The organism is Pseudonocardia cypriaca (assembly GCF_006717045.1).
GTDB lineage: Bacteria > Actinomycetota > Actinomycetes > Mycobacteriales > Pseudonocardiaceae > Pseudonocardia > Pseudonocardia cypriaca.
On record NZ_VFPH01000002.1, the window covers coordinates 283,031 to 300,567 of the forward strand.

At 73.5% G+C, this 17,537-nt stretch carries 16 protein-coding genes; 4 read left to right on the forward strand and 12 right to left on the reverse strand.

Annotated elements, in window-relative coordinates; translation table 11 throughout:
• Positions 1 to 6: 6 nt before the first annotated feature.
• From FB388_RS19070 to FB388_RS19095, 6 genes are read right to left on the reverse strand one after another with little or no spacing between them, the layout of a single operon-like run.
• Positions 7 to 978 (reverse strand): dihydrodipicolinate synthase family protein, encoded by a 972-nt coding sequence (locus FB388_RS19070; RefSeq protein WP_170225728.1) that lies wholly within the window; start codon positions 976 to 978, stop codon positions 7 to 9.
• Positions 962 to 1,489, reverse strand: a complete 528-nt coding sequence (locus FB388_RS19075; protein WP_142103561.1) for a VOC family protein — start codon at positions 1,487 to 1,489, stop codon at positions 962 to 964. The genes FB388_RS19070 and FB388_RS19075 overlap by 17 nt, the downstream gene beginning before the upstream one ends.
• A gap of 1 nt (position 1,490) precedes the next feature.
• Positions 1,491 to 2,528, reverse strand: a complete 1,038-nt coding sequence (locus FB388_RS19080) for an ABC transporter permease (RefSeq protein WP_142103562.1) — start codon at positions 2,526 to 2,528, stop codon at positions 1,491 to 1,493.
• Positions 2,525 to 3,988, reverse strand: a complete 1,464-nt coding sequence (locus tag FB388_RS19085) for a sugar ABC transporter ATP-binding protein (RefSeq protein ID WP_142103563.1) — start codon at positions 3,986 to 3,988, stop codon at positions 2,525 to 2,527. The genes FB388_RS19080 and FB388_RS19085 overlap by 4 nt, the downstream gene beginning before the upstream one ends.
• A complete protein-coding gene (locus tag FB388_RS19090; protein ID WP_142103564.1) occupies positions 3,988 to 4,731 on the reverse strand; it encodes an SDR family NAD(P)-dependent oxidoreductase in 744 nt (247 codons plus the stop codon). The genes FB388_RS19085 and FB388_RS19090 overlap by 1 nt, the downstream gene beginning before the upstream one ends.
• A complete protein-coding gene (locus FB388_RS19095; protein ID WP_211362103.1) occupies positions 4,731 to 5,858 on the reverse strand; it encodes a sugar ABC transporter substrate-binding protein in 1,128 nt (375 codons plus the stop codon). Before FB388_RS19095 ends, FB388_RS19090 begins: the two co-directional genes overlap by 1 nt.
• Before the next feature lie 123 nt (positions 5,859 to 5,981).
• On the opposite strand from FB388_RS19095, the gene FB388_RS19100 reads away from it, so the two are divergent.
• Positions 5,982 to 6,899 carry a LysR family transcriptional regulator gene (locus tag FB388_RS19100; protein ID WP_142103566.1) on the forward strand — a complete coding sequence of 306 codons (918 nt, stop codon included), beginning with the start codon at positions 5,982 to 5,984 and terminating at the stop codon, positions 6,897 to 6,899.
• Between the two features lie 113 nt (positions 6,900 to 7,012).
• A complete protein-coding gene (locus tag FB388_RS19105; RefSeq protein ID WP_142103567.1) occupies positions 7,013 to 7,498 on the forward strand; it encodes a nuclear transport factor 2 family protein in 486 nt (161 codons plus the stop codon).
• 12 nt (positions 7,499 to 7,510) lie between these two features.
• Here the strand turns inward: FB388_RS19105 and FB388_RS19110 are convergent, their stop codons facing one another.
• The gene (locus FB388_RS19110; protein ID WP_142103568.1) at positions 7,511 to 8,473 is read right to left on the reverse strand and encodes an LLM class flavin-dependent oxidoreductase; all 963 of its coding nucleotides are present in this window, start codon (positions 8,471 to 8,473) and stop codon (positions 7,511 to 7,513) included.
• A gap of 71 nt (positions 8,474 to 8,544) precedes the next feature.
• On the opposite strand from FB388_RS19110, the gene FB388_RS19115 reads away from it, so the two are divergent.
• Positions 8,545 to 9,543 (forward strand): GlxA family transcriptional regulator, encoded by a 999-nt coding sequence (locus FB388_RS19115; RefSeq protein ID WP_142103569.1) that lies wholly within the window; start codon positions 8,545 to 8,547, stop codon positions 9,541 to 9,543.
• 48 nt (positions 9,544 to 9,591) lie between these two features.
• On the opposite strand, the gene FB388_RS19120 is transcribed toward FB388_RS19115, so the two are convergent.
• From FB388_RS19120 to FB388_RS39475, 5 genes are all read right to left on the reverse strand, one after another.
• Entirely contained in the window at positions 9,592 to 11,742 is a 2,151-nt protein-coding gene (locus FB388_RS19120; RefSeq protein WP_211362104.1) for a peptidase domain-containing ABC transporter, read from the reverse strand.
• A gap of 29 nt (positions 11,743 to 11,771) precedes the next feature.
• On the reverse strand, positions 11,772 to 12,251 hold the full coding sequence (locus FB388_RS19125; protein WP_142103571.1) for a hypothetical protein: 480 nt from the start codon (positions 12,249 to 12,251) through the stop codon (positions 11,772 to 11,774).
• On the reverse strand, positions 12,248 to 15,301 hold the full coding sequence (locus FB388_RS19130) for a type 2 lanthipeptide synthetase LanM family protein (protein ID WP_170225730.1): 3,054 nt from the start codon (positions 15,299 to 15,301) through the stop codon (positions 12,248 to 12,250). The genes FB388_RS19125 and FB388_RS19130 overlap by 4 nt, the downstream gene beginning before the upstream one ends.
• Positions 15,302 to 15,433: 132 nt before the next feature.
• Complete coding sequence (locus FB388_RS19135; RefSeq protein WP_142103573.1) at positions 15,434 to 15,655, reverse strand: hypothetical protein; 222 nt, start codon at positions 15,653 to 15,655, stop codon at positions 15,434 to 15,436.
• A 288-nt stretch (positions 15,656 to 15,943) separates the two neighbouring features.
• Positions 15,944 to 16,108, reverse strand: coding sequence for a hypothetical protein (locus tag FB388_RS39475; protein WP_170225731.1), 165 nt, complete (start codon positions 16,106 to 16,108; stop codon positions 15,944 to 15,946).
• Between the two features lie 424 nt (positions 16,109 to 16,532).
• Here FB388_RS39475 and FB388_RS19140 point away from each other — a divergent pair, with 424 nt between their 5' ends.
• The gene (locus tag FB388_RS19140) at positions 16,533 to 17,534 is read left to right on the forward strand and encodes an LLM class flavin-dependent oxidoreductase (RefSeq protein WP_142106118.1); all 1,002 of its coding nucleotides are present in this window, start codon (positions 16,533 to 16,535) and stop codon (positions 17,532 to 17,534) included.
• The last annotated feature ends 3 nt before the right edge of the window (positions 17,535 to 17,537 follow it).

A 17,537-nucleotide genomic window follows, 5' to 3' on the forward strand; every position in this document is an offset into this window, starting at 1 on the left:
CGCCCGCTATCCACGGGCGGCCGCCCGCTCCGGGTCGGGCGCGGCCGTGGCGTCCCAGCCGTAGGGCTCCTCGTCGAAGACGCCGCACTCGCCCAGGCGCACCCGCAGCCGCTCGGTCGCCTCCGCGTCGAGCGGGAGGATCGGCAGCCGGGTCCGTCCGACCGGGCGGCCCATGATCTCCATGGCCGCCTTGATCGTGGCCGGGTAGCCGGGCTGCAGCAGGAACCACAGCTCGGAGATGCGGTGCTGCAGCGGCAGCGCGGCCGCGAAGTCGCCCGTGGACACGGCGTCGTAGAGGGAGCGCAGCAGCCGCGGCGCGATCATGCCCGTCGCCGAGAACGAGCCCGCGCCACCGACGGCCATGTTCGGCAGCAGGTACTCGATGCCCGTGAACACCGAGAAGTCCGGCCGGAGCGCGGAGGTGACGCGGCAGAGCTCGGTGAAGCTCTGCATGTCGTAGCTCGCGTCCTTGGTGCCCCGGTAGTTGGGCAGCAGCTCGATCAGGCGGGCGGCGAGCGCGGCGTCCACCTCGACCTGCATGGCGTCCGGGTAGCTGTAGGTCAGCAGGTCGATGTCGATCGCCTGCCCCACCGCGGTGAAGTGCGCCTCCAGCGCGTCGGGCGTGGAGCGCCAGTGGTAGGGCGTGGTGACGACGACGCCGTCGGCGCCGACGCTCTGGGCGTGCCGGGACAGCTCGATCACGTGGTCGGTGCCAGGAGCGCTGGTGTGGATGGTCACCGGCACGTCGCCGCCCGCGGCGTCGACCGTCAGCTTGGCGAGCTCGGTGCGCTCGTCCACGGACAGGTTGAGCGACTCCGCGAGGTGCATCGGCCAGCACAGCGCCGAGATCCCGGCGTCGACCATGAAGCGGACGTGCTTCACGTACGCGTCCCGGTCGACCTGCAGGTCGTCGTCGAAGGGCGTGAGCGGGGTGCCGAAGAACCCGCGGAAGCGGCCGGTGCTACCGAACAGACCCATCGGTCCCCTCCTCGGGCCAGACGTAGGTGGGCGGCTCGACGTCGCCCGCATAGGTCTCGATCACCACGCCGCCGAGCACGCCAGGCGCCTCGAGGTACTGGTAGGACAGGTTCTTCCCGACGCTGCCGCCCATCGAGACGGCCATGCCCGCGCCGACCAGGCGCTGGTTCAGGGCCTCGGTGCCGTCCGGCGAGGTGCACAGGACGTGGTGCACGCCCTCGCCGTGCTTCTCCAGGAACTCCTCGTAGATGCTCGGTCCGCGCAGCGGCTCGATCAGCTCGTAGTCGATGCCGTCCACGGTCGTGACCGCGATCTGCATCGCGTAGTCGCTCGGCTCGCCGTGCAGGTGGGTGTGGTGGTGGCGCTCGCCGTCGAGCACGAAGACCGACCACGGTCCCCAGCCCAGCGTGCGGTGGTACTCCTCCATCGCCGCGCGCATGTCGCGCACGACCACTCCGATCTGCACGATCCGCGCCGGTGGCGGCAGCGATCCGGTGTGGGGTCCGCTCATGTCAGTCCTTCCTCCTCGAGCTGATGGCTGTGCGGATCCGCGCGGCGTAGCCGGAGAGGATCACCGACAGCAGCAGCGCCGTTCCGTTGAAGACGTACTCGACCCACGACTCCACCCCGAGCTGCTGCAGGCCGGTGACGCCTGCCGCGAGCACGTACACCGCGATCACGGTGCCCCAGACGTTGAACCGGCCCGGGGTGACGGTGGTGGCGCCGAGGAACGCGCCCGCGTAGGCGGGCAGCAGGTACGAGGGCCCGACCAGCGGCTGGCCGCTGCCGAGCTGAGCCGCGATCGCGACCCCGGTGGCGGCGGCGAGGCAGCCGCAGATCACGAACGCGGTGAGGATCGCGCGGGACGTGCGCACCCCCGACAGCCGGGCCGCCTCGCGGTTGCCGCCGGTGGCGACCAGGCGTCGGCCGAGCGTGGTGCGGGCCAGCACGAACCACAGCACCGCCGCGACGCCGAGCGCGTAGAGCGTGACCAGCGAGACCCCGCCGACGTCGGCCTGCCCGGCCGAGAGGAACACGGGTGGCAGGTCACCCTGGATGACCTGCCCGCCGGAGTAGGCGAGCGCGGCGCCGCCGAGCAGGGTCTGCGTGCCGAGCGTGGCGATGAACGAGCTGACCCCGAACCGGGTGATCAGCACGCCGTTGAGCACGCCGATCAGGCACCCGGCGGCGATCGCGACCAGCACCGCCGCCACCACCCCGAACCCGGAGTGCACGAGCAGCCCGACCACGAGCAGCTGGCAGAACCCGAAGATCGCCGCGACCGACAGGTCGAACTCCCCGACGAGCAGCGGCACCAGCACCGCCAGTGCCAGCAGCAGCGTGATCGCCTGGTTGCCCAGGATCGAGGTGACGTTGAGCCACGTCGGGTAGGTCTCCGGGCGCAGCACCGAGAACACCACGACGACCAGCACGAACACGCCCAGCAGCGCGTAGCGCGCCACGAAGTCACCCAGGCCGCCGTGGCGGCTCACCGGCTCCTCGAGCACCGGCGCCGGCTCGGCGAGCGCCGCCTCGGCGGGCGCGTTCATGCCGCCGTCCCGCCCATCGCGGCCGCCGCGACCCGCTCGACGGTCACCTGCGCGCCGGCGAGCTCCTCGCGGACCGTGCCGCGGCCGAACACCAGCACCCGATCCGACATCTCGCAGACCTCCTCCTCGTCCGAGGACGCGAGCACGACGGCGAGACCCGCCGCGCAGGCGTCGTTGATGAGCCGGTAGAACTCCGCCCGGGCGCCGACGTCGACGCCTGCCGTGGGTTCCTCCAGCAGCAGCACCCGCGGCCCGGCCTCCAGGGCGCGGGCCAGCACGACCTTCTGGGCGTTGCCGCCCGACAGCGTGGACACCAGCCCGTCCGGGCCGGGTGCGGCGATGCGGTAGCGGCGGATCAGCCGCCCGGCGCTCGCGCGCTCGCGCCGCGGGGAGACGCGCCAGCCGCGCTGCGCGGTGTGCCGGGGGTTGAGCAGCAGGTTCTCGGCGACGCTGAGCGGGCGCGCGACCGACTGCCCGCGGTCGCCGCCCACCCAGGCGACGCCTGCGGCGAGCGCGTCGGCCGGGGACGCCGCCCGGTAGTGCGCGCCGCCGACCTCCGCCGTCCCGCGCCAGTCGCACAGCCCGTAGAGCGCCCGCCCGAGCGCCCCCTGCCCGGCACCGCGCAGTCCGGCGCAGCCGAGCACCTCGCCGGCGCGAACCTCCAGGTCCAGCGGACCCGCGCCCTCGGCGACCAGCCCGCGCACCCGCAGCGCCACCTCGGGCCGCGGGGCCCGGCGCTCCCGCTGCGCCCGCACCACGGCCGCGCCCATGATGCTGGCCGCGAGCTGAGCCTCCGAGGTCTCCTCGGGCCGCACGGTGAGCGCCGCGACCCCGCCGCGCAGCACGGTGATCCGGTCGGCGAGCGCCCGCACCTCCGCGAGCCGGTGGCTGACGTAGAGCACCCCGACGCCGCGGTCGCGCAGCCGGCGCAGCGCGGCGAGGAGCCGCTCGACGTCGGCGGCGGGCAGGCTGGCCGTCGGCTCGTCGAGGACGACGGCGCGGGCGTCGAGGTGCAGCGCCCGCGCCACCGCGACGAGCGTCCGGTCGCTCACCGGGAGCGCCGAGACCGGGGTGCGCGGGTCGATCGCGACCCCGAGGGCGGCGAGGCTGGCTGCGGTCTCGCGCTGCAGCCGGCGGTCGGGGACGACCACCCGGCTGCCGAACCCGGCGACCAGGCCGAAGTTGTCGGCCACGCTCATCGACTCGACGAGGCCGAGGTCCTGGTGGATGAACGCCAGCTGGTGGCGGGCGCGGGCGAGGGGTTCACCACCCACCTCGACCACGCCCGAGTCCGGATCGTGCAGCCCGGAGAGGATCTTGATGAACGTCGACTTGCCGGCGCCGTTGCGCCCGACGAGCGCGTGGATCTCGCCCGGTTCGAGGGTGAGGTCGAGACCGGCGAGGGCGCGGGTCGCGCCGAAGTCCTTCACGACGCCGACCGCCCTGACGAGCGCGCCCATCAGTGCATCACCATCCCGCCGGAGACGTTGAGCGCCTCGCCGGTGATCTCGCCCGCCTCGTCGGAGGCGAGGAACAGCACGGCGGCGGCGACCGCGGACGCGGGCTGGAACCGCCCCAGCGGCACCTCCGCCAGCCAGCCGTCGCGGACCTCGTCGGCGCTGCGGCCGCGGGCGTCCGCCTGCGACCGGACCTGCTCGGTCACGAGCTCGGTCTCGACGATCCCGGGGCAGACCGCGTTCACCCGGACCGCGGGGGCCAGCTCGAGGGCGAGCGCCCGGGTGAACCCGATCTGCGCGGCCTTCGCCGCGCAGTACGGGGCGATGTTGGCCACGCCGCGCTTCCCGGCCTGGGACGCGACGGTGACGATCGAGCCGCGGGCACCGGCCTGGGCGGCGAACGCCCGGCTGCACAGGAACGCGCCCTTGAGGTTCACGTCGACGACCCGGTCGAAGTCGCGCTCGGACAGCTGCGCCACCGGCGAGACCGTCGAGATCCCGGCGTTGTTGACCAGCACGTCGACCGGCCCGAACCGCTCCGTGGCCAGCGCCATCGCGGCGGCGACCTGGTCGGCGTCGGTGACGTCGCAGGCCACCGGCACGACCCCGGCGGCCGGATCCCCGTCGGCGGTCAGGTCCGCGGCCACCACCGCGGCGCCCTCGCGGGCGAAGGCCGCCGCGATCTCACGTCCCAGGCCGCGAGCCGCGCCCGTGACCAGCGCGACCCGCCCGGCGAAGCGCCCCATCAGGACCCGCTCGCGCCGGCGGCCTGGCCGCTCCAGATGCGCTGGTAGTGGGTGCGGAAGTCCAGCTGCACGAGGTCCTCGACGGTGCCGGTCTCCGGGCAGCTCTGAGGGGTGGCGAGGAAGTGCGGCACGTAGCCCGGGTCCACCGGCGGAGCGCCCTCCACCACGCGCAGCAGCTGGTCGACCCCCGCCCAGGCGTGCCAGCTCACCAGCGAGGCGCCGAGCACGTCCACGTCGCCGCTGCGGCAGTTGCGGGTCTGCTGCTCCTGGCTCTCGAAATCGGCGAGCTTGACGTCGTCGCGGCCCAGCGCGCGCAGCGCCGGCACGGTGAACGACTCGGTGGCGCCGTAGGGCGACACGACGTACTGCAGCTGCGGCCCGAAGCGGTCGCTCGCCGCCTTGATGATCTGCCCGATCCGCGGCGAGAGCGCCTCGGTGTAGACGATCTGCTGCTCGTCGAGGATCTCGCAGCCCGGGCACTTCGCCAGCTCCGCCACCAGCGCGTCGGAGCGCTCCTTCACGCCCGCGAACTCGTCGTTGCGGATCACGAAGACCTTCGCCGTGCCGCCGCTGTCGCGGGCGATCCACTTCGCGATCGCGGCACCCTGCGCGGCCCACGGCAGCGGCGCGACCGCCGAGACCAGCGGGTCGGCGGTGCTCGTGTCGGACTCGCTGACGAACGGGATGCCCTGGTCGCGGGCCAGCTGCAGGGCCGGCCGGATCAGCGCGGGCGGCACCGAGACCGCCATGATCCCGTCGACGCCCGAGGCGACGGCGCTGCGCACGCACTGGTCGTAGACCGCCGGGTCGCCGCGGCCGTCGCACACCTGCGCGTTCCAGCCCAGCGCCTGCGCCGCCTCCACCGCCTGCGCCACCGCGAGCGAGGTGCCGTCCGACGCCTGGCTCGACGAGATGATCGACACCGTGCGGCCGGGGGTCGGCCGGGGCGCCTCCTGCGGCCCGGGCCAACCGGCCGTCGGCGGGGTGATCAGCTGCTGCAGCTCGCCCTCGATCGACGCGAGGTACGCCGCGGACTCGGCGGGGTCCGCTGCCGACTCGCCGCCACCCGCGCCGCCGCCGCAGCCGGCGAGCAGGGCGGCCGCGGCACCGACGGCCGCGAGAGACACCCGCATCCTTGCCTTCATCGCTTCGCCTCCTGTGGGCACCGCGCTCCGTTGCCGTGCCGTCGGGAGGAAGATTGCGCTGGTCGGAGCCTCGGAGTCCAAGACCCGTGGCGATAGCCTGCGGGCATGGATGCCGACCTGCGCCAGCTGCGGTACTTCGTCGCGGTCGCAGAGCGGCTGAGCTTCAGCCGCGCCGCCGAGGACCTGCACATCGCCCAGCCGTCGCTGTCCAAGCAGATCCGCCAGCTGGAGCGCGGGATGCGGGTGCAGCTGTTCCGCCGCTCCAGCCGGCACGTCGAGCTCACCGGCGCGGGCGAGCTGCTGCTGCGCGAGGCGCGGGAGCTCCTCGCCGCGTGGACGGCCGCGCTCGCGTCCGTGCGCGACGTCGCAGCGAGCGAGAGCCAGGTCCTGCGCGTCGGGTTCGCGGCGAGCGCGGCCAACGAGATGACCCCGCTCATCCTGCGTCGCTTCGGCGAACGTCACCCCGGCTGGCGGGTGGAGATGAGCCAGACCGACTGGCAGGACCCCACCGCGGGCCTCGCAGGCGGGGCCGTCGACGTGGCGCTGCTGCGGTTGCCGGTGCCGCTGGACGACACGTTCGGCGTGCACGTCCTGCTGGAGGAGCCGCGCTGCCTGGCGCTCGCGAGCACGCACCCGCTGGCCGGCGCCGACGTGATCCGCCTCGACCAGCTGCTCGACGAGCCGTTCGTGGCGCCGCCGGAGGAGTCGGGCCTGTGGCGCGACTACTGCCTCGCCGTGGACGCCCGCGACGGGCACCCGGTGCGGATCGGCGCGGTGGCCAAGCGGCCCGACGAGTGGCTCATCGCCATCGCCACGGGTCTGGGCGTCGCCTTCACCCCGTCGGCGACGGCCCGCTACTACCAGCGCCCGGACATCGCCTACCGCCCCGTCGAGGGCGTGAGCGGCAGCCAGGTCGGGGTCGTGTGGCCGCGGGCGAGCACCGCGGAGCCGGTCGTGGGGTTCGTGCGCGCCTGCGTCGACACCGCGAGGGAGGCGGGACGGGCGCTGCCGGCCAACGTCTGAGCACCCGGCACGTCTCCCGTTCGATAGCCATCGGCTCTCACCACAGGTCTTGGACATCCCGGTGGTGTGCGCGTGATCGTCGGCCCCGGGACTCGACCACGAGGAGGCAGACGATGCACGGCAGACTCATAACAGCGGTCGGCGCCGCAGCGCTCATCGCGCTCGCCGGGTGCGGCACGACCACGAGCGCCGGACCGCCGACCGCAGGACCGGCACCGCAGGCGGCGGCGCCGTCCCCCGCGGTCGGGCCCGAGCTGGGCGAGGCCCATCGCGGCGCGCTCGCTGCCGCCGACCGCCTCACCACGGCGCTCAACGCCGGCGACGAAGCCGGTGTCCGCGCCGCCTTCGCCCCCGACGCGCGGTTCGACAGCGTCGGGCGCATCTACCCCGACCGCGAGGCGATCATGAGCCGGTTCCTCGTGCCGGAGGTGTTGCGGGTCGGCGGCACCTACCGGACGGTCGCGGTCACCCCCGGGAACGACGACCGCGTCGTCGTCGAGTACGAGTTCACGACGTCGAGCGGCGGCCGGGAGCGGTTCACCTACGACTACCTCGTCGTCGACGGGACCATCAAGGACGTCGTCGGGCGCTACCTGTGACGGCCGGACCGCTCAGCCGAAGGAGCGGCCGACGGCGCCGAGCACGCGCAGCAGCAGGTCCTCCTGGTCCCGCCGCACGCCGGCCGGCCACGGGAGGGTGACGAGCAGTTCGTCCTGCGTCTCCGTGAGCTCGCCGAGACGGTCGGTCACCGCCGCCTCGTCGCCCCCCACGACGAGCGCGTCGATCAGCTCCGGCGACGGCTCGCGGTCCTCGCCCGCGGGCAGGCCCGCCGCCGCAAACATCGCGGCGTACTGCGCGTTCTCGGCGAACGGACGCAGGGCATCCCGGCCGGCGGCGAGGAACTCCGCCCGGTCGCACCCGGCGATGACGTTCACGTGCGTGATGACCGGCGGCGCCGGACGGGACGCGGTGGCGGCACCGCGGGCGACCGCCGGACGGGCAACCGCGTCCACGTGGGCGAGCGGCACGTTCCAGGTCATCGCGGCGTCGGCCACCGCGCCTGCGGCCTCGAACATCCGCGGGCCGAGCGCCGCGAGGGACACGTCGATCTGCGCCGGGTGGGGCAGCTCCGCGTCCACGGTGTAGAACTCGCCCGCGCGTCGCGCCTCGCCGGTGCCGATCGCCGTCCGGACGATCTCGACGTACTCCCGCACGCGGGCAGCCGGCCGGGCGATCGGCGTCCCCAGCTCGTTCGCCGTGGCCGCGAGGTTCCCCGTACCCACACCGAGCCGGAACCGGCCCGGCGCCAGCTCGTCGAGCGTGATGGCCTGGGCGGCGAGGTTGAGCGGGTGCCGGGTGAACGCGGGGACGATCGAGGTCCCCACCTTGATCCGTGCGGTCCGGGCGAGCGCGGCCGCAGCGACGATCGGCGTGTCCCACCCGAGCGGGTGCATCACCATCCACGCCGTGCCCACACCGGCGCGCTCGGCCCGATCGATGAGGTCGACGGCGGCCGGAGCGCCGCTGAGGAAGAAGCCGATGCCGATCTCGGCGGAGCGCCTCTCGGATGTCATGGCGATCACCGTGCCTGCACTCGAAGCCGGGTTCGAGTGGCCCGGACGCCACAATGCGCGAAGATCGGGCCATGAAGGCCGCAGTCCCGCACCGCGCAGCCCCGCACCGCGTCGCCGTCCTCGCGCTCCCCGCCGTGCTCCCGTTCGAGCTCAGCATCCCCGGCCGGCTCTTCCGGGCCGCCACCGATTCCGCCGGGAAGCCGCTCTACGAGGTCGTCACCTGCTCGATGGACGGCGGCCCCGTGCCGACCGCCGAGGACTTCACCGTGGTCGTCCGGCACGGGCCGGACGCGCTCAGAAACGCCGACACCGTGATCGTCGCGCCCGTCGATCCCGCTTCCGGCGACGAACGCGCGCTCGCCGCGGCCGCCGCCGCGCTCGGCGAGATCGGCAGCGGAGCGCGGATCGCCTCGATCTGCACCGGCATCGACGTACTCGCCGCGGCCGGCCTGCTCGACGGGCGCCGCGCCACCACGCACTGGAAGCACGCGGTCGAGTTCCGCCGCAACCACCCTTCGGTCCGGCTCGACCCGGACGTCCTCTACGTCGACGAGGGCGCGATCCTCACCTCGGCGGGCGCCGCGTCCGGCATCGACCTGTGCCTGCACATCATCCGCGCCGACCACGGCGCGGAGGTCGCCAGCCGCGCGGCGCGCTCCTGCGTCGTCCCGCCCTACCGTGACGGCGGCCAGGCGCAGTTCATCGACCACCCCGTGCCGGTCGAGCCGGCGACGTCGACGGTCGCCACCCGGATGTGGGCCCTCGAACACCTCGACCACCCGCTGAGCCTCGCCGACCTCGCGCGCCGGGCGTCGATGAGCAGGCGCACGTTCACCCGCCGCTTCCGCGACGAGGTCGGGCTGAGCCCCAACCGCTGGCTCACCCAGCAGCGGATCGAGCTGGCGCGCCGGCTGCTCGAGACGACCGACCTGCCGATCGACCAGGTGGCGGCCCGGGTCGGCATCGGTAGCGCCTCCTCGCTGCGGCTCCACCTGCGCGGTGCCCTCGGTGTCCCGCCGAGCGCCTACCGCCGGACCTTCCGGTCCCGCGAGGAACGCGAGAGCGCCTGATCTCCCCCGACGAGCCCACTCCGCGAGTGGCGGATCCGGGCCCGCCGATCAGGCGGGTGCCGTCTCCTGACCACTGAGCATCTGGTTCTCCACCAGGCGGGCGTACGTGCCGCTCGCGGCCAGCAGCTCCTCGTGGGTGCCCGTCTCGACCACCCGCCCCTGTTCCAGAACGACGATCTTGTCGGCATCGCGCACGGTGCTCAGCCGGTGAGCGACCATGACGACCGCGCAGTCCAGCTGTCGCAGGGTGTCCTGCACGGCCCGCTCCGTCACGGCATCGAGGTGGGACGTCGCTTCGTCGAGGATGAGGCAGGCCGGGCGGCGGGCGACGGCGCGTGCCAGGACGACCCGTTGGCGCTGTCCGCCGGACAGCGCGGAACCGTTCTCCCCGACGATCGTCTCGAAGCCCATCGGCCAGCCGGCGATGTCCTCGTCCAGCCGCGCCAGGTGGGCGGCGCGCCCGACGTCGTCGAGCGGCAGGTCGGGGTCGTCGAGCGCGATGTTCGCGCGGACGGTCCCGTTGAAGAGGAAGGCGTCCTGCAGGACCACGCCGAACCGCTTCCGGACCGAGGTCAGCGAGACACCGGCGAGGTCGATCCCGTCGAGCAGCACCCGCCCCTCCGACGGAGGCTGCAAGCCCGTGATCAGGTTCAGCAGCGTGCTCTTGCCAGATCCCGTCCGTCCGACGATGGCCACCTTCTGCCCGGGGGCGATGCTGAGGTCGACGTCGCGCAGCACCCACGGCCCGTACCGGTCGTACCGGACACCCGCACCGCGGAGCTGCAGGTGGCCGGCGCCCCCGGGGTGGTCGGGCAGCGCCTCGTCCCGCTCCTGCCGTTCGACGAGCAGCTCCATCACCCGCCTCATCTGGCCCGCGACGAGCTGGAGCTGCTGCGCCGCTCCGAGCACGCGCGCGATCGGGAGCAGGAACAGCCCGGTCAGGGAGACGAGGGCGAGCATCGTGCCGAGACCGAGGAAGCCGTCGAGCACCATCCACGCGCCCAGCCACAGCGCGAGGACCGGTCCGAAGAGCGCAGCGGTCGCGCTCGTCGCGGTCGTGACCCCGCCGAGCAGGCCGCGGCGGGTGGCGTCGCGCATCGAGCGGGAGAACAGGTTCTCCCAGCGCACCAGGGCCGCCTCCTCCGCGCCGTTCGCCTTGAGGGCGGCCATGCCCCGCAGCGCCTCGACGAGGAACGCCTCCGACGCCGCGGCGGAGGACAGCTCGTCGCGGATGCGTTCCCTCATCGGGCGCATGAGCGGCAGGACGACCACGGCGTGTGCCAGTGCGACCAGCAGGGCCACAGCGGCGAATGCGGGCGACACGAGGAGCAGCACGGCGCCGACGGTGACGGCGGTCATCCCGTCGAGGAGCATCCCCATCGTCTGGGTTCCGAGGATCTCCCTGATCACCGTGTTGCTCGTCATGCGCATCAGGAGGTCGCCGCTGCTCCGCCGCTGCAGCGACGGGTAGGGGAGCCCGAGGACGTGCCGGAAGAACCCGCCCATCACCGCCACGTCGACCCGGGTGCGCAGCGCGACCAGCACCCGGTTGCGCAGCAGCTGGACCGCGGCGAACAGCCCGGCGAGCAGGAGCAGGAGCGCGCCGATCGCCCACAGGAGCCGATGTGAACCGCCTGGGAGGACCTGGTCGACGACCACCTTGGTGAGCAGCGGGCCGATCAGCGTGATCACCTGGATCGCGATCCCGGCCAGCAGGATCCGCAGGAGGCACGCCCGCATCCCGGGGATCCGCCCCAGCGCCCGGATGTACTCCGGCCACGGCCGGCGTTGCTCGGGCAGTGCCTGGAAGTCCGGCAGCCGGCGAGGGGCCAGCACGACGCCGGTGAACCCGCGGCCGAACTCGCTCGCGTCGATCCGCCTGCGCCCGATCGCGGGATCCACGACGTGGACCACCGAGCCGACGATGCGTTCCACCACGAGCCAGTGCGAGAAGCGCCAGTGGACCATGACCGGCAGCTCGAAGGCGGTCGGGAGCCTGTCCGCCACCCGGAAGGCCCGCATGTCCAGGCCGAGCCCGCGGCCCGCGCCGATGATCGCCTCCGCGGTGCCGCCGTCGCGACCGACGTCGACGAGCTCCGACGCCTGCCGCAGGCTCGTCGGCAGGCCGAGGGCGCACGCGAGCATGGTGAGGCACGCCACGCCGCAGTCCAGGGCGCCTTCCTGCAGGACCACCGGCACGCGGCCCCTCGGCCACCACGGTGACGGGATCATGCGCACGGCGCGACCACCACGCACCAGAGCGGCCAGGACGCCTCGACCCGGACCCGCACACCGCCGGGTGGCAGCCGGTCGGGCAGCGTGACCCGCTCCCAGCGGGTGTGGGGGCCGTCGACCCGACCGGACGCGCAGGCTCCGGGAGCAGGAGCGGGGACGCCCGAGCGAGGGTCGAGACGGAGGTCCGGGTCCGCCGCGCCGAGCACGACCCGGACGTCCGTCACCTCGGCCGGCTCCGCGAACGGGAGGCAGGTCGAGAGCGATCGGTTGCCGGGGTCGTAGACGGCGTCGACGAACCGGTGCGCAGGTGCGGGCACGAACGCCAGCACGCCGGCCGTGAGGGCCGCCAGTGCGGAGATCGTCGCCGTCAGCCGCGGGGTGGACGGCGTCAGGACGTGAGGCGCGGAGTCCGCGGTTCCCGAGTCCGCGTAGTGCTGCTGGGCCTCGATGCGGAAGAGCTGTCCGTTGTTCACCGCCGGCAGAGCTCCATGACGAGCGGCGAGGGCAGATCACGTCCGTGCTGGATCCGCAGGATCCCGTAGCCGAGCCCGGCGACCCCCGTCATCAGCGCGGGCGTCGGCATCCTGCTGTGCTCGTCTCCGCCTGCCCCTTGGTCGAGGATCCGCTCGGCGACGACGTCCAGGCACGCCAGCGCGTGGTTCCGCACGGCGGGGTCGTCGGCCGCGGCCACCGTGAGGCTCTCGATGTTGCCCAGGCCACCGTGGCACAGCCCGACGTGGCTCGTCTCGCATCCGGTCACGGTGTCGAGCAGCAGCTGACGATGCGCATGGCCGATCGCCCCGGTCGCGATGGCGTGCCCGAGCACGATGCCGGGGGCGCCGTGGCACCACGCCACCATCTCGGGCGGTCCGACGACGCCGTGGCGCAGGTCGTGCCAGCCACCGAGTGCGACGTCGAAGTGGTCGTCCTCCCAGGCGATCGCTCGCGCGGCCGCCTGCCGGTAGGCGTCGTCCCCGAAGTACGCGTGCAACCTGCCCAGCGCCGCGGCGACGCCCGCGTTGCCGTGCGCGAAGCCCGTCATGCCGAGCTCCGGATGCTTCCCGACCGGCCACGAGACGCCGTTCCCATCGGCCCGCATGCCGAAGAGCAGCCGGCGGCCCGCGAGCCCCGCGACCTCCTCGAACTCGCGGTACCCGCGTTCGGCGAGGGCGGTCGCGCACAGCGCGATCCCGGCCGAGCCGCTGATGACGTCGAAGAACTCGTCGGGCTTGGCCGGTGCGGCGAGGACCCTCGCGCACCGGGCGAGGACCTCCCGCGGTGGCTCGGTCTCCAGCAGGTCGAGCGTGGCCACCAGGCCCCACGCGATGCCGCTGAGGCCCTCCCACGCGCTGGGGGGAACCCGCCGCAAGCCTTCCTCGTCGGTCGCCGCGAGGGCGTCCACGACGGCACCCGCGATCGATCCGGCGTCCGCGCGCGCCCGGCGGTCCCCGGTGTACCGAGCGGCGGCCGCGAGGAAGAGCGCGATGCCGATCCGGCCGTCGTAGAGCGTCTCGCCCACCAGGTCGGGGACCCGCAGCTCCCCGCTGTTGCGCATGCCGAACCAGATCGGACCGCGGCTGGTGCGGATCTGGTGCTCGTGCAGCCAGCCGAGGGCGGACTCGACGATGCGCTCCGTCGGCGGTGCCGTCGCCGATCCGGCCGGTGGACGTCCGCCGGGCGATGCCGGACGGGTGGGCCGGGGACGGCTTCCCGCGGTGCGCAGTGCTGCCTCGACGGCCCACTCCTGAGCGCGCAGGTCCTGCTCGGACAAGGCCGCGATGTGCGACTCGAGCATCTCCGACGGCGTTCTCGGGAAGAAGTCGGCGTGGACGCGGCCTCGCGAGTCGGTGAGCGAGCGGTCGTCCAGGCGGAAGGAGAACACCGGGATGTCGAGGTCGAGGAGGTCCTCGACCTCGCTGCTGACCAACCGGCGATGCGGCCCGGAGTGCCGTCTGCCCCACAGGTGTGACAGGTACAGCTCCCGCTCCGCCGCATCCGTCATCAGGCCGGGGTGCGTGGACTGCTCGAGGGCCTGCGCGTAGACGCGCGTCGGACGGACGATGTAGCGCAGGGGCCCGGCCCGCAGCTGCCCGAGCAGGGCGCCGTCGGCCGCGAGGAGCTCGTCCTTCCTGCGCAGGATTCCCCGGTAGGCGTCGCGGAACCCGGCCAGGACCTCGTCGAGGTGGTCGACCGGGTCCACCGTGGTGCCCTCAGCGGTCCGCGGGCGGTTGTCCCACGCCGGCAGTGGCGCCGACCGAGCCGCGAGCCGAGGCGCATCGGTGTCGAGCCCGATGACGGAGGTGGTCGTGATCGTGCCGGCTGCGCCGCCGCTGATGGCGGACAGGTCGAGGCCGTCGGTCCACTGCGGCGTCGGTAGGAGCATGCTGAGCAGGACCGAGTGCTCGGCGTTCGTCTCGTCGGCCTCCGCGGTCCCGTCGAGGGCGGGGGTGGTGAGCACCGGATGGGCGGTCGTCTCGAGGTCGACGAGGACCGGGTGCGCCCCGGCCGCGACGAGGTTCTCGGCGTGCAGGTCGATCATCGAGAAGACGTGGGCGACGGCGATGATCCAGCCCGTGCGGCGGTAGAACGTGGCGAGCTCGGATGCGTCGCCCACCGCCGACGGCTCGATGCGCTCCTGCCATCCCCATCCGTCGCGGGCCAGCACCCGAGGCGCGCGGATGCCGGGGCTCCCCTCGATCCGGTCGAGGGCGGCGGCGAGCGCCGAGTACCACTGCTCGCCGGTGAGCGGGCGCGGCTTGTAGACGACCGCGGACCCGTCGGAGAAGCGCAGGGAGCGCACGCTCTGCCCGCCGCGATGCGGATCACCGAGCGGTCCGGTGATCGACAGGAGGCGCCCGACGGCTGCCGAACCCGTGACGGTGGCCAGCGCGGGGTGGTCGTGGTCCAGCCTGGCGAACAGGGTGCGGATCTCCCGGCTCCAGCGGCGCGCCTCGTGGCGCCACAGCGCGTCCAGCACGGGGTAGTCGGCGAGCAGGTCGTCGAAGCGGTCTGTCGTAGCCAGGTCGGCCGCGAACTCCCGGGCCCGCGACCGCGGCTCGGCGGAGGTGAAGTCCTCGCGCAGGCGCCGGGCGTTCACCTCCGTGACGAGGCAGCGGATCGCGATGCGGCGGAGCCGCTCGGCGAGCTCGCGGGTCAGCTCGCTCTCGAGGCGGTCGACCTCCGAGCCCGGCCACCACGGCGCCGACCGCCAATCCCGGGCGCCGGCCGCGAGCAGGTCGTGCACGTGCGCACGCGCGATGGGCTTGAGGAACCACGTCGGAGTGTCATCGGGATCGTCGTCGTGCAGGGCACGGCGGTGCTCCGGTCTCCCCACGGTGGCGCCGAGTCCGGGTGCGACCGCTCCCAACGCCTCGCGGAAGGCCGCCTCCGGGATCTCGCGCACGGCCAGCCACTCGGAAAGACCCTCCCGGAACCACGGAGCGGCGTGCCACCGTCGCCACTGCTGGTCGGCCCTGGCCGGGTCCACGGCCCACCGCGTGCGGTGGCGCAGCCGGTCACGCACGCTCAGAGCGGAAACTGGGCTGGACACTGGATCGGAACCTCCGCGTCGTCCGGGGTGGATCTCGTTGCGGTGCCGGCGGGGCGCCCCGTGCTCGGGGCGCCCCACCGGTCACTTCTCAACCGGGAGCGCTGCTCACGCCTCGCAGTCGCTCGGGTTGCTCGACGTGCACCCGATCGTGTAGATGGGCCCGGGGCGGATGCAGAGGAACACGATGATGGTCCCGCCCGCGACCCAGTGGAGCTCGTCCTCGGTCAGCTCGACGGCGCCGGCGGGCCCGCCGGCGGACTCCTGGGCATCGACGTAGGACGGCGGCGACCGCCAGCCCTGGATCGTGTCCTCGATCGATTCCTTCACCTGTTCCTCCTCGCCGGCGGGGTCTCCGCCCTCTCCCGACCGATCACCTTCTGGCGATCGGGCCCTACCGTGACGCCGTCCCACGCCGAGCGAAGCCATCGGCGAGGTCCGTTGTTGCGCCACGCGCCTGTCGGTCAGGTCCGCAACCAACCGCGACCGGCACCCGGGCTCTCGTGGAGCCAGGGCCGGGCGAGGCGGCGGACCGGCCGGTCCGACGACCGCACGGGGCCGTCACCGCCCGCGAGCCGGCCGCTCCTGCCGGAAGCGGGCGGCAGGCCCCTCCTGTCGCTACCGGGCGACCACCGAGGGGGTCCGGTCGCCGTTCGCAGAACGACGAGGCTCCGCCATCGCGCTGTCCATCACTTTCCGATGACTGCCGGACCGCACATCCTCCGCCGCATTCTGGTTGTGACTCAGGTTGTTCGCGCCGAACCGTCGGTAGCGCACGTCCATGTGATTCACCTCTGAGCCGGATGCACGTTCGGGCATACGCCGGGAAGCTCGGGAAGCACTGCTCCGCCGACCCGGGGGAACCTTTGTGACGACGGTAGGCCGGAGCGGGCCAACATCCGCTGTAGGCGCTCCACCGGCCAACGGCACATCCCTGGCATGCCTCTGACCTGCATAGATGCGCAGAACGACCTACCCACAGCGCGCTGCACCGGCAGAACTTGAGGCAGATACCCGTACTTCCCCGGAACGGAATCACGCCGATTGGACATCATCTGCACCCCGCCCGGTGACGCCGCCGAACATGCGATGCTCACGCGCATACGCGGCAACCGCGACCATCGTGCGAACGCGGCGGCGTGGGTATGCTGCTCGAATTCACTGCTCGGATTCCCAGCACTCCGGACGGAAGGCCGTCGCCGTGTCCCTGCTGATTCCGCTCTCCATCGCCGACCTCGCATCGGTCGCTCACGGCGAGAGCATTCGCGAAGGCCTCGATGCGAGCGTCACGCTCGCGCAGCGTGCGGAGCGGTGGGGTTTCCGGCGGATCTGGTACGCCGAGCACCACGCGGTCCCCTCGATCGCCTCGTCCGCCACGAGCGTGGTGGTCGGGCACGTCGCGGCCCACACTGAGCGGATCACCCTGGGAGCAGGCGGCGTCATGCTGCCCAACCACTCACCGCTCGTGATCGCAGAGCAGTTCGGCACCCTCGCCACGCTCTTCCCGGGACGCATCGAGCTCGGCCTCGGCCGCGCGCCGGGTGGCGACCCCCGCACGATCGCGGCACTGCGGCGCGACGAGTCCGCCGCGGACCGGTTCCCCCAGGACGTCGTGGAGCTACGCGCGTTCCTCTCGGACGAGAGCGCTGTGCCGGGCGTCGAGGCCTACCCGGGCAAGGGCACGAACGTGCCGCTCACCATCCTCGGGTCATCGCCGTACGGGGCGAAGGTGGCTGCGGCCCTCGGGCTGCCCTACGCCTTCGCGTCGCACTTCGCCCCGGACGCGCTGGAGCAGGCGGTGGCGGTCTACCGGCGCGAGTTCCGGCCATCCGCCCAGCTCGCCACCCCCCACGTGCTGGCGGCCGTGAACGTGATCGCCGCCGACACCGCCGAGGAGGCGGCGGAGCTCGCCGACGCCGTCCTGATCGATCGCGTCAAGCGGTCCCTCACGCGCAAGGGCCGTCCTCTCACCGACGACGAGGCCCGGGCCGCCCTCGACACGACCCAGGGCAGGCAGGTCCGTGCGGCAACCCGGTGCACGGCGTCCGGTACGCCCGACGTCGTCGTGCGGCGGCTGGAGGAGTTCGCCACGCTGGCCGATGCCGACGAACTGATCGTGGCGTTCCCGCTACTCGACCGGCCACGCTGGTTCCGGTCGGCGGAGCTGCTCGCCGAGCAGTTGCGGCCCGCGCCGGCCGGAGCTCGCTGATCG